12 protein-coding genes are annotated in these 12104 nt (G+C 68.9%); 9 read left to right on the plus strand and 3 right to left on the minus strand.

Annotated features, from left to right (window positions below):
• Together H0U68_RS12150 and H0U68_RS12155 are read right to left on the minus strand one after the other, a co-directional pair.
• A partial coding sequence (locus tag H0U68_RS12150) for an MFS transporter (RefSeq protein WP_296355904.1) occupies window positions 1-314 on the minus strand: 314 nt, incomplete at its 3' end.
• On the minus strand, window positions 311-1231 hold the full coding sequence (locus H0U68_RS12155; RefSeq protein WP_296355907.1) for a DMT family transporter: 921 nt from the start codon (window positions 1229-1231) through the stop codon (window positions 311-313). The genes H0U68_RS12150 and H0U68_RS12155, both read right to left, overlap by 4 nt.
• Before the next feature lie 48 nt (window positions 1232-1279).
• Here H0U68_RS12155 and pyrF point away from each other — a divergent pair, with 48 nt between their 5' ends.
• From pyrF to leuD, 3 genes are all read left to right on the plus strand, one after another.
• Window positions 1280-2107, plus strand: a complete 828-nt coding sequence (gene pyrF / locus H0U68_RS12160) for an orotidine-5'-phosphate decarboxylase (protein ID WP_296355909.1) — start codon at window positions 1280-1282, stop codon at window positions 2105-2107.
• Window positions 2108-2198: 91 nt separating this feature from the next.
• Complete coding sequence (leuC, locus tag H0U68_RS12165; RefSeq protein WP_296355910.1) at window positions 2199-3614, plus strand: 3-isopropylmalate dehydratase large subunit; 1416 nt, start codon at window positions 2199-2201, stop codon at window positions 3612-3614.
• Window positions 3615-3618: 4 nt separating this feature from the next.
• Window positions 3619-4239, plus strand: coding sequence for a 3-isopropylmalate dehydratase small subunit (gene leuD / locus H0U68_RS12170; protein WP_296355913.1), 621 nt, complete (start codon window positions 3619-3621; stop codon window positions 4237-4239).
• 10 nt (window positions 4240-4249) lie between these two features.
• On the opposite strand, the gene H0U68_RS12175 is transcribed toward leuD, so the two are convergent.
• Window positions 4250-4924: a GntR family transcriptional regulator gene (locus H0U68_RS12175; protein WP_296355915.1), complete on the minus strand. Its 675-nt coding sequence runs from the start codon at window positions 4922-4924 to the stop codon at window positions 4250-4252.
• A gap of 84 nt (window positions 4925-5008) precedes the next feature.
• Between H0U68_RS12175 and H0U68_RS12180 the strand changes: the two genes are divergently transcribed.
• The 6 genes from H0U68_RS12180 (at window position 5009) to H0U68_RS12205 (ending at window position 12081) form a co-directional block, all read left to right on the plus strand.
• Window positions 5009-6994, plus strand: a complete 1986-nt coding sequence (locus tag H0U68_RS12180; protein ID WP_296355917.1) for an aconitase family protein — start codon at window positions 5009-5011, stop codon at window positions 6992-6994.
• Between the two features lie 101 nt (window positions 6995-7095).
• Window positions 7096-7590, plus strand: coding sequence for a YbhB/YbcL family Raf kinase inhibitor-like protein (locus H0U68_RS12185; RefSeq protein ID WP_296355919.1), 495 nt, complete (start codon window positions 7096-7098; stop codon window positions 7588-7590).
• A gap of 11 nt (window positions 7591-7601) precedes the next feature.
• On the plus strand, window positions 7602-8882 hold the full coding sequence (locus H0U68_RS12190; protein ID WP_296355921.1) for an HlyD family efflux transporter periplasmic adaptor subunit: 1281 nt from the start codon (window positions 7602-7604) through the stop codon (window positions 8880-8882).
• Between the two features lie 274 nt (window positions 8883-9156).
• A complete protein-coding gene (locus H0U68_RS12195; protein WP_296355923.1) occupies window positions 9157-10188 on the plus strand; it encodes a TauD/TfdA family dioxygenase in 1032 nt (343 codons plus the stop codon).
• A 25-nt stretch (window positions 10189-10213) separates the two neighbouring features.
• Window positions 10214-10846 (plus strand): L-threonylcarbamoyladenylate synthase, encoded by a 633-nt coding sequence (locus H0U68_RS12200; RefSeq protein WP_296355924.1) that lies wholly within the window; start codon window positions 10214-10216, stop codon window positions 10844-10846.
• Window positions 10843-12081 carry an MFS transporter gene (locus H0U68_RS12205; protein ID WP_296355926.1) on the plus strand — a complete coding sequence of 413 codons (1239 nt, stop codon included), beginning with the start codon at window positions 10843-10845 and terminating at the stop codon, window positions 12079-12081. Before H0U68_RS12200 ends, H0U68_RS12205 begins: the two co-directional genes overlap by 4 nt.
• Window positions 12082-12104: the final 23 nt, after the last annotated feature.

The following is a 12104-nucleotide window of genomic DNA, read 5'->3' on the forward strand; positions in this document are numbered from 1 at the left end:
GTCCAGGCGGTGGGCGCCGCCGCGCAGCCGGCCGCGGCGGCGGTGAACAGCGCCACGCCGGCCATGAACACGCGGCGGCGTCCGTAGTGGTCGCCCAGCGCGCCGCCCACCAGCAGCAAGGCGGCCAGGAACAGCGCATACGACTCGATCACCCATTGCGCCTGCGCCGCGTCGGCGCCCAGGTCGCGCTGGATCGCGGGCAGGGCCACGTTGACGATGGTGCCGTCGAGGAACGCCATGCTGGAGCCGAGGATGGCGGCCACCAGCGTCCAGCGCAGGGCTGCGGCGTCCAGCGCCGGGCCGGCGCCGCTCACGCGGTGTCCCGCGGCGCTGCTGCCGGCGGTGCCATTGCCATGGCGCGGGCCGGCCACAGCACCGAGGCGATGGCCACCACCATCAGCACCACCGCCGCCCAGTCCTGCCAGTGCAGCACCTCGCCCAGCCACAGCGCGCCGCTGAACAGGCCGACCACCGGGATCAGCATCACGCTCAGGGTCGAGGCCAGCGGCGGCAGGTCGCGTGCCAGCGAGAACCAGGCCGCCTGCGCGAAGCCGAAGATCAGCACCGCGTTGAATGCGATGGCGCCGGTGGTGGCCGCCGGCGGCACGCGCCATGCGCCGCGCTCGAAGACGGTGGCCAGCAGCACCATCCACACGGCCGTGAGCGCCGTCATCCAGAACGACAGCGTGAGCGTGGGCACGCCGATGCGGGTGCGCCGCAGCAGCTGCGTGCCCAGCGCCCAGACGGCGGCGGCGGCCAGGGCCAGCAGCACGCCCAGCGGCCGGCCCGCCAGCTGCGACAGCTCGTGCCACAGCAGCAGCGCCACGCCCAGGGCAGCGGCGCTCACCCCCAGCCAGCCGCGCGGCGCCAGCCGGTTGGAGAACAGCAGCGCGCCGATCACCGCCGAGAAGATCGGCATGGTGTAGCCTAGGATGGCGGCGCGGCCGCTGGACAGCGTGCGCACCGCGAGGATGATGCACACGTGCCAGACCAGCATGTTGGTGGCGGTGAGCCACAGCAGCTCGGGCCAGTGGCGGCGCGGGATGCGCAGCGGCGCCTTGAACGCCAGCAGCACCAGCGCCAGCAGCGGCAGGCCCAGCACGATGGAGATGGCGCGGAAGGTGAGCGGCGGGAAGTCCGCCACGCCCAGCTTCATCACCGGCCAGTTGATGCCCCACACCAGGGTGAGGAGGGCGAGCAGCCAGAACTGCCTCGGACTCAGGGAATGCATGGGCCGCATTCTCGCGCCCCTGGCCGCCCGCTTCGTAGAATCGCCCGCATGACCTTTCTAGAGATGCTGCGCGGCGCCCAGGCGCGCAACGGCTCCATGCTGTGCGTGGGGCTGGACCCGGAGCCGGCGCGTTTTCCCGGCGCGCTGCAAGGCGATGCCGGGCGCATCTACGACTTCTGCGCGCGCATCGTGGACGCCACCGCCGACCTGGCGATCGCCTTCAAGCCGCAGATCGCCTACTTCGCGGCGCACCGCGCCGAGGACCAGCTGGAGCGCCTGATGGCCCACATGCGGGCCAACGCGCCGCAGGTGCCGGTGATCCTGGACGCCAAGCGCGGCGACATCGGCTCCACCGCCGAGCAGTACGCCCGCGAGGCCTTCGAGCGCTACGGCGCCGACGCGGTGACCCTGTCGCCCTTCATGGGCTTCGACTCGGTGCAGCCGTACCTGAAGTACCAGGGCAAGGGCGCCTTCCTGCTGTGCCGCACCTCCAACCCCGGCGGCGACGACCTGCAGAACCAGCGCCTGGCGTCGGTGGACGGCCAGCCGCTGCTGTACGAGCACGTGGCGCGCCTGGCCCAGGGCCCGTGGAACCTGAACGGCCAGCTCGGCCTGGTGGTGGGCGCCACCTATCCGGCGGAAATCGAGCGGGTGCGGGCCATCGCGCCGACCCTGCCGCTGCTGATCCCGGGCGTCGGTGCGCAGGGCGGCGACGCGGCCGCCACGGTGAAGGCAGGCTGGCGCGCCGGCGCGCCGATCATCGTGAACTCGTCGCGGGCCATCCTGTACGCCTCGTCCGGGGACGATTTTGCCGCCGCGGCACGGCGCGAGGCCGAGCGCACGCGCGCCGTGCTGGAGGCCGCCAAGGGTTCTTGATCCGCGAAGGGAGGGCCCGTGTCAGGAGACTGGCGCAAGCGCTATGTATACGCTAGAGTATATTTTTGCGCTCAATCAGGAAGTACCCCCCATGGAAGCAGGCAAGCCGCGGACCCTCTACGACAAGATCTGGGACTCGCACCTCACCCACGAATATTCCGACGGGACCGCCCTGCTCTACATCGACCAGCACCTGGTCCATGAAGTCACCACGCCCCAGCCCTTCGACGGCCTGAGGACCGAAGGCCGGCGCGTGCGCCGGCTGGACGCCACGCTGGGCGTGGCCGACCACGACATCCCCACCACCGCCGGCCGCTCCGACGACGTCGAGGATCCGGAGGCCAAGCTCCAGCTGTCGCTGATGCGCAAGAACACCAAGGAGTTCGGCGTTACCTACTTCGGCTACGAGGACCCGCGCCAGGGCATCGTGCACGTGGTCGGCCCGGAGCAGGGCCTGACCCACCCGGGCATGACCATCGTCTGCGGCGACAGCCACACCTCCACCCACGGCGCCTTCGGCGCCTATGCGGTGGGCATCGGCACCTCCGAGGTGGAGCACGTGCTGGCCACCCAGACGCTGATCCAGAAGCGCTCGAAGAACATGCGCATCACGGCCACCGGCGCGCTGCGCCCGGGCGTGACGTCCAAGGACCTGGTGCTGGCCATCATCGGCCAGATCGGCACGGCGGGCGCCACCGGCCACGTGATCGAGTTCGCCGGCCCGGCGGTGCAGGCGCTGTCGATGGAAGGCCGCATGACCATGTCCAACATGGCCATCGAAGCCGGCGCGCGCGCCGGGCTGATCGCGCCGGACGAGACCACCTATGCCTACATCAAAGGCCGGCCCGGTGCCCCGACTGAGAAATACTGGGAGCAGGCGCTCGCTTACTGGCGCTCGCTGCCGTCCGACCCGGGCGCGGTGTACGACGCCGAAGTGACCATCGACGCGAACCAGGTGGCGCCGATGGTGACCTGGGGCACCAGCCCGCAGGACGTGATCGCGGTGACCTCCGTGGTGCCCGACCCGGCCGCCGTGGGCGACGAGACGGCCCGCGCCGCCGCCGTCTCCGCGCTGGAGTACATGGGCCTGACCGCCGGCCAGAAGCTGTCGGACGTGAAGCTGGACAAGGTGTTCATCGGCTCGTGCACCAACAGCCGCATCGAGGACCTGCGCGAAGTCGCCAAGGTGGTGAAGGGCCGCAAGGTGGCCAGCCACGTGCAGGCGCTGGTGGTGCCGGGCTCCGGCCTGGTCAAGCGCCAGGCCGAGGAAGAGGGCATCGCCCGGATCCTGCTGGACGCCGGCTTCGAATGGCGCGAGGCGGGCTGCTCCATGTGCATCGCCATGAACCCCGACCGGCTGCAGCCCGAGGAGCGCTGCGCCTCCACCTCGAACCGCAATTTCGTGGGCCGCCAGGGCCCGCGCGGCCGCACCCACCTGGTGAGCCCGGCCATGGCCGGCGCCGCCGCCGTGGCGGGCCATTTCGTCGACATTCGCGACTGGAAGTAAGCACGTGGAAAAGTTCATCACCATCCAGGGCTACGCCGCGCCCATGCCCATTCCGAACATCAACACGGACATGATCACCCCGAAGTACATGCTCAAGTGGGTGACCAAGACCGGGCTGAGCTGGGGCCTGTTCCGCGAATACCGCATCCGCGACGACGGCTCGGAAAACCCCGACTTCATCCTGAACCAGGAACCCTGGCGCAAGGCCAGGCTGATCGTGGCGCTGGAGAACTTCGGCTGCGGCTCCTCGCGCGAGCACGCGCCCTGGGCGCTGTACGACTTCGGCATCCGCAGCGTCATCGCCACCTCGTTCGCCGACATCTTCTACAACAACTGCTTCAAGAACGGCCTGCTGCCGGTGGTCCTCAAACCCGAAGAAGTCGACCAGGTGATGCAAGAGGCCAAGGCCGGCCGCCAGGTGGCGGTGGACCTGCCGCAGCAGAAGGTGACCCTGGAAGACGGCCGCCAGTTCGGCTTCGAAGTCACCGAGTTCCGCAAGCACTGCCTGCTCAACGGGTTGGACGACATCGGCCTGACCCTGCAGCAGGCGCCCAAGATCGACCAGTTCGAGCAGCGCCAGCGCGCCGTGCAGCCCTGGCTGTACGACCGCGCGCCGATCGCCTGAGGCGCGGCGTCTACAGCTGGTGGATGTTCAGCGAGGTCAGCAATTGGCCCAGCGTCTGCGTCCACGAATGGCGGTGCGCGCCGTGGATCTCGCGCGCCAGCTGCGGGCGCCGCTGCCGGATGGCGTCGACCAGGTCGCCGTGGTGCTTGACCGAGCTCACCGGCTTGTCGCGCAGCCGCAGGGCGAACAGCCGCACCCGGTGCGACTGGGCGAACATCAGCTTGGCGGCGCGTGCCAGCCGGTTGTTGCCGCACAGGTCGACCAGCCGGGTGTGGAACAGCTCGTCGGCCACCGCCCAGGCTTCCAGGTCGTTGCGCTGCAAGGCCGCGTCCATGGTGTCCACGCACTCCTGCAGGGCCTGCACCTCCTCGGCGTTCGGCTCCTTGGCCGCCAGCAGCTCGGCCGCCACCGTCTCCAGCGGCGACAGCAGCTGGTAGATCTCCTGGATGTCGGCCACCGTGATGGGCGTGATGCGGTAGCCGTGCCGGCGCACCGCCTGCACCAGGCCTTCGGACTCCAGGCGCGACAGCGCGGCGCGCACCGGCGTGCGGCTGACGCCGAGGTCGGCCGCCACCTCTTCCTCGAGCAACTGGCTGCCACCGGGCAGCTGGTTGTTCATGATCTTGTGCCGCAGGGTCCCGTAGACCGCGTCGCTGGCAGTGGGCTTGAGCTCCAGGTTGCGCATTCCTCAGTTTAACGTAGACTTGCCCACAAGAAAATCCGCAAACGTATACGCAGTCCGATACAAAATCTCGAAAGTCACCTCGACATGACAGACAGCACCACGGCCACGTTCAGCGGCCGCATCCTTTTCCTGTGCGACGACCCGCAGCGCATCACCCGCCAACTGGAGGGTGAGAACCTGACGCGCGAACAGGCCGGCGCGCTGCGCGACAACGTCTCCACCGACGAGATCACACCCACCACGGTGATGACGGTCTACGACGACCGGCTGGGCGACTTCCCCTACGTGGGCTTTCGCGCCGGCGATGCCACGCCGATCGGCAAGGGCGCCATCCGCCAGGGCGGCTTTTCCGTGGTGGTGGGCGGCAAGCGCTACGGCAAGGGCTCGTCGCGCGAGAACAGTCCGATGGCGGAACTCTCCGCCGGCATCCGGCTGGTCATCGCCGAGAGCTTCGAGCGCATCTACCGCCAGAACGCCCACAACGTCGGCCTGCTGACCTCCACCGATTTGGGCCTGATGGAGCGCATCCAGGCCGGCGAAGCGATCCCGCTGCACGAGTTCACCAACGGCCACGACGAATTGAGTCAGCACATCATCCGCGCCGGCGGCCTGCTGGCGTTCTCGAAGAAGCACATGCGCAATGCCGCTGCTGCGTCCGCGCCGTCCACCGCGCCGCGCCCGCGCAGCCTGGCCCACAAGATCATCGACCGCGCGCTGGTGCGCACGCCCTGGGAGAGCGCCGACGCGCCGGCGCCCAAGGTGGGCGACGGCATCTTCCTGAAGGCCGACTGGCGCTTCTCGCACGAATACTTCACCGGCATGGCGGCGCACCTGATGGAGGGCGCCTTCGGCAAGCCGGCGCCGCTGCACGACCCGTCCACCATCGTCGCCTTCCAGGACCACCTGACCTACGTCACGCGCAGCCCGGTACACCAGAAGATGGGCCTGATCGAGGGCGTGCGCGGCCTGGCCGACGGCCACTACGGCTTCGTCAACGGCTACGGCGTGAAGGGGCACGGCGCCGTGCCCGGCAGCCTGGGCTCCGAAGGCATCTGCCACGCCATGATGGCCGAGCGCTACGTGCTGCCCGGCCAGGTGGCGGTGGGCACCGACTCGCACACGCCGCACTCCGGCTCGCTCGGCGCGCTGTGCTTCGGCGCCGGCGCCACCGACATGGCCAACGCCTGGGTGACCGGGCTGGTGCGCGCCAAGTACCCGGGCGTGTGCCGCATCGAGTTGAAGGGCGAGCTGCAGCCCGGCGTGCATGCCAAGGACGTGGTGCTGGAGCTGCTGCGCTCCTCCTACATCGCCGAGGGCGGGGGCATCGGCATGGTGTTCGAGTACACCGGCGCGGCGGTGGAGCGCATGTCGGTGGACGACCGCGCGACGCTCACCAACATGGTGGCGGAGCTGGGCGGCTTCACCGGCATCGTGGCGCCCGACGCGCAGACGGTGAAGTTCCTGAAGGAACGCCGCGGCATCGACTTCGCGATCGAGCCCTGGATGCACAGCGACCCCGACGCGGTGTACGAGAACGCCATCGCCATCGACTGCTCCACCATCGAGCCGATGTTTGCCGCGCCCGGCGACCCGGGCAACGGCGTGCCCTTCAGCCAGATCGGCAGGAGCGTGCCGGTGGACATCGCCTACGGCGGCTCCTGCACCGCCGGCAAGCGCGCCGACTTCGACGAGTACCTGGAGGTGTTCTCCTGGGGCCTGCAGCACGGGCTGAAGGTGCCGAAGGACACCGCGCTGTTCCTGCAGTTCGGCACCCAGGACGTCAAGCGCTACTGCGAGGAAAAGAACATGCTGCCGGTGTTCGAGCAGGCCGGCGCCGAGATGCTGATGCCCGGCTGCGGCGCCTGCGCCAACTGCGGCCCCGGCTCCTCGACCTCGGCCGAACAGGTGACGGTGAGCGCCATCAACCGCAACTTCCCCGGCCGCTCCGGCCCGGGCCAGGTGTGGCTGGCCAGTCCGGCCAGCGTGGCGGCCAGCGCGCTGGCGGGCGAGCTGATCACCTTCGGCGAACTGAAGAGGCGTTTCGCGCCGGCATCCGCCGGCGCCCGCTGACGCACAAGGATCGCGCTTCGCGATGGGTCGCGTTCCGAACGGGCAAACCGCGGACGCACCCATGCGCTACATTTTTCGACAGGCCACCGCAGGGGAAACGGATGAGCAATTTCACGATCACATCGCCTGAATTTCAGGAGCAGGATTCGCTGCAGCACGCGCACGAATTCAACGGCTTCGACGGCAGCGGCGACAACCGCTCGCCGGCCCTGCGCTGGCAGGGCGCGCCAGAGGGCACGCAAAGCTTCGCCGTCACCTTGTACGACCCCGATGCACCCACCGGCAGCGGCTTTTGGCACTGGGTGGTGTGCGACATTCCGCCGGACGTCACCGAACTCGCCGCCAGCGCCGGCTCGGGCGGCCAGGCCGATCTGGGCGGCAAGGGCACGCAGGTCGGCAACGACTACGGCGCCACCGGCTACGGCGGCCCGTGCCCGCCCAAGGGCTCGCCCGCGCACCGCTACATCTTCACCGTCCATGCGCTGGGCGTTCCCAAGCTGGGCCTGCCGGCGGGCACGACCAACGCGGTGGTGCGCTTCATGATCCACCAGAACAGCCTGGCCTCGGCCAGCCTCACCGCCCTCTACAAACGATAAGGGGCCGCCCCTTGCAGCGCATCTTCGAGCGGCTGGGAAGCCGCAAGGCCAGGGTCGGCGTGGCGGTGGCGGCGTTCATCGCCGGCGTCGCCGCGCTGCTGGTTTACTACAACACCCGCCAGATCACCACGCAGGCGTTCATCAACGCGCCGGTGGTCACCTTGCGTGCGCCCATCCCCGGGCGCACGGCGCTGCCTGCAGGCATGCAGATCGGGCGGCGCATCGGCAAGGGCGACGAGCTCGGCAGCATCGTGGCCGACACCGAGAACCCGCGCATCTCCGAACTCACCGGCCTGATCGCCGACCTGACCGCCCAGCGCGCGGCGCGCCAGTCGGAAGTGGAGAGCATCAACGCGCAGCTGGCGCACCGCAGGCGCGAGGCCACCGGCCAGCGCCAGCGCGCCGACTTCCAGCTGACGGCCGACGTCAAGGGCGCGCAGGCGAGCCTGGCCGTCACTGCGGCGGAGCTCGAGCGGGCCAATGCCGCCATGAAGGAATCCACCCGCCGCGTGGAGCGCGCCGACAATCTGCGCGCCTCGGGTTTCATCAGCCCCGCGGCCTTCGACAGCGCCAAGTCCGAAGAAGACCAGGCGCGCGCCGCGCAGCGCGCCGCCAAGGAGAGCATGCAGCGCGCCGAAGTGGTGCTGGCCGGCGCGCAGAAGGGCCTGCAGATCGAAGGCCCGCGCGGCCTGCCGTACGCGGTGACGCGCGGCCAGGAGCTGGACCAGTCGATCGCCGACCTGACGGCGCGCAAGGCGCAGCTGGAAAAGCAGATCACCGCCATGAACACCGAGATCGAGGTGCTGCAGCGCGACCTGTCCAAGCAAAGCCAGGCCAAACTGCTGTCGCCGGTACACGGGGCCGTGTGGAGCATCGACTCCAACACCGGCGACGCCGTGGCGCGCCAGGGATCGGTGCTGCAGCTGGTGAACTGCGAAGACCGCTGGGTGGAAGCCTTCTTCAGCGAAAAGGACGCGGCGCGCATCGTGCCCGGCATGCGCGTGAAGATCCGCTCGTACTACGGCGGCACCTCCGAATGGGACGGCGAGGTGGCGCTGATGCGCTACGGCACCGGCCGCGTCACCGTCGGCCAGTACGTGGTGGACCCGCCGCCCGAAGTGATGCGCCGGCAGCTGCCGGTGCGCGTGGCCACTGCGCAGATCCGCGTGAACTGGGGCCAGGGCGACGCCGGCGCGCCGCTGTGCAACGTGGGCCGCAGCGTCGAAGTGCTGCCGGGCGACGACGGCGGCAGCGGCAGCAAGCCTCGCTCTACTGACAAGCCGGCGCCCTGAGGCGCGTGCAGCACGTGACGGCGCTTCCATCGAAGCACCGGATGCTTAAACAGAAAAAGAGGCGCCTGGATTCCGGGCTTGCTTCTTGCCTGCATTCCTTGCTCTGTCCTGCTGGCCGTCGCGAGATGGAACGAGTCCCTTCGTCAGAAGAAGACGCTTAGTCACTATAGTTTGAGAAAACTTCTGTTTTGATACATCGCTTACTTACCGCGATATGGGCCATTTAGATTAAGAAGAATCCAATCATCTTTTTACCCACGGAAGAACCCACGAAATGGAACCGTTCCTAAGCCTGAGCGACGCCGACAAGCAGTCCCTCGTCTCCGCCCTCCTCGATCTCTCCACCAGCCCTTACCGCGACTACCCGGCCTTCCGCGATGAAATCGCCGAACTCGCCGCCTCGCCCCGCATTCCAGACTCCCTCGCGCGTGCCTGCGAATCCATTCGCACTGCCCGCACCAACGGCGGCGCCTGCGACTACCTGCTGCGCAACTGCCCGCTGGACCCCGTGATTCCCGTGTTCGACCAGGACGACCCGGTCGCCGACAAGTACCGCCAGAAGACCACCTTCGTGGGCGAAGGCTTCCTGGCCCTGTTCGCCAAGCTCACCGAGACGCCGCTGCTGGCCTACTCCACCCGCAACAACGGCGACTTCTTCCACGACGTGTACGCGCAAAACCGCTACACCAAGACGCAGACGCAGAAGACCGACGGCGAGCTGTACTTCCACAACGACCGCACGGCGCACCCGGTGCGCGCCGACTACCTGGCTTTGCTGGGCATGCGCGCCGACCCGCGCAACCTGGTCTACACAGGCTACGTGGACGGCCGCAACATCCTGGAATACCTGAGCCAGGAACAGCAGGCGGTGCTGCGTGAGCCGCTGTACTGCACGCCCTACGACGAGTATTCGCGCGACTCCAACCAGCTGCACGTGCAGTCCAAGCCGCACACCATCCTGGAAGAGGCGCAGTGCTTCCGCTACTACGACACGCGCACCAAGCCGATGCCCAACGCACCGATGGAGGCCCGCGACGCCGTCATCGCGCTGAAGGACGCGATCGTGCGCGCCGACAAGGTGCGCGTGCGCATCGGCGAAGGCGACCTGTTCTCGTTCCCGAACCAGGCCGGCCTGCACAACCGCGACATCGTGGAGCTGGGCGACCCGGCGCAGGCCAAGCTGCGCTGGCTGCTGAAGACCTACAGCTTCCGCAGCGACGCCTACATGCGCCGCTTCGACGACGCCTTCTCCACCGGCGTGGACGGCTTCGTCTACGACGAGGTCGAATCCGCCTACGCCGCCTGACAGCACAGAGAAAGACACGACAGCAATGGCCAACACCGCAAGCGCAACCGAAACCTACGACCCCGCCGCCGCCGCGCGGCGCCTGAAGGAGGGCGGGGTGGCCTTGCTGCCGACCGACACCAACTACGCGCTCGGCTGCGCGCCCTGGGACGAGGCGATCTGCGCCCGGCTCTACGCGATCAAGAAGCGCCCGGCCGACAAGCCGCTCACGCTGTTCGTGCGCAACGCCGCCGAAGGGCGCGCCTATGCCGACCTGACGCCGCAGGAGGAGGCGCTGTTCAACGACCTCACGCGGCGCTTCTGGCCCGGCCCGCTCAACATGATCGTGCGTTCGGGCGCGCGCGCGCCCAAGCACAAGTACTTCGACGCCAATTCCATCTCGCTGGTGTGCAACCGCAACAAGGCACTGATGCAATTGATGGAAGCGCTGGACGGCCCGCTGGCGCTGACCTCGGCCAACATCTCCGGCACCAGCATCGACGGGCTGGTGTCCGCCGAGCAGGCCGCCGGCCTGTTCCGCGGCCAGGTCGACGTGATCGTGCCGCCCATCGACTCCGGCGCCAACACCACGCAGTCGAGCACCACGCAGTCAAGCACGATTGTTTCGCTGGTGGGCGGCTCGGTGAAGGTGCTGCGCCAGGGCGACGTGGTGGTGTGAACCGCAACGTCGTCCTCTTCATGGCGTACCGGGTGGTGTCCCGGTTGTATTTCCATTTGCCGGTGCTGTTCCTGCTGTTCTGGTCGCTGCGCGCCGAGTACAGCACCGTCACCTTCCTGCTCGCCGTGTACAGCGCGTCCTCCACGCTGGCCGCCGACATCGCGCCGCGCCTGAGCCGCATGATGGCGTCGGCCCGCATGGTGATCCTGGGCGAGGGCATGAAATCACTTGGGCTCGCGCTGCTGGTCATCGGCACCCTGCCGGGCTCGGTGTCGCTGCCGATGCTGCTGGTCGGCCAGGTGATCGGCGGCACCGGCTTCGCGCTGGCGCTTGCGGCCGACGGCGGCCTGCTGCGCGTGGTGGCGCCCGGCGCGGACGCCAAGACGCTGGGCGTCATCCAGGGCCGCACGCAAAGCATGATGTTCATCGCCACGCTGGTGGCCGGCTTCATCGGCGGCGTGCTGTTCGACCACGAGGCGCACTGGGCGTTCTACGCCGGCATCAGCGCGTCGATGGCCTCCATGGTCGTCATCCTATTCATCGCCGAGCCGCAACAGCAGGCCGCGCCAGCGGCAGCGGCGGGTGCACCGCCGCCGGCCGCCCCCGCGCCGCTGCGCCTGTCGCGCAACCAAACCACCTGGGTCGGCTTCTACGCCATCACCCGCGCCTTCGCGCTGGCGCCCTTCATCGGCCTGCTGCCGCTGCACTTCGCGCTGCAGAACGTCGACCCCTACCTGTTCGGCCTGGTGCTGGGGCTGTTCACGCTCGGCGGCTTCATCGTCGCGCTGTACGGCGCGCCGGTCATCGCCTGGCTGGGGCCGCAGGGCGGCGTGTGGGTCACATTCACCGGCATCGTCGCTTCGCTCGGCCTGTTCGCGGTATCGGACCTGCTGGAGTACTGGATGGGCATCAGCATCTTCGCCACGTCGCTGGCCGGCATCCTGCTGCTGGGCATCGCCGCCGGCGCGATCCGCTCGGTGGTGACCACGCGGCTGGACCTGCAGCTGCTGACCATGCCGCAGCGCATCATGGTGTTCTCGCGCATGGAGCGCATGTTCGGCTACCTCAGCGCCGCCCTGCTGCTGTCGTTCGGCCAGCTGGTGGAGCGCCTGTCGATCAACGCCACCTTCGGCCTCACGGTGCTGGCGCTGCTGCTCACTGTGGCGGGCAGCGCAGCCTGGCTGCGCATGGGTGCGCAGCCGCCCGCCACGCCGAGCCCCGCGCCGAATTCTTGACCTCAGGCCGGCTCTTCCTCCGC

Source organism: Ramlibacter sp. (assembly GCF_013697775.1).
Classification (GTDB): Bacteria; Pseudomonadota; Gammaproteobacteria; order Burkholderiales; family Burkholderiaceae_C; genus Ramlibacter.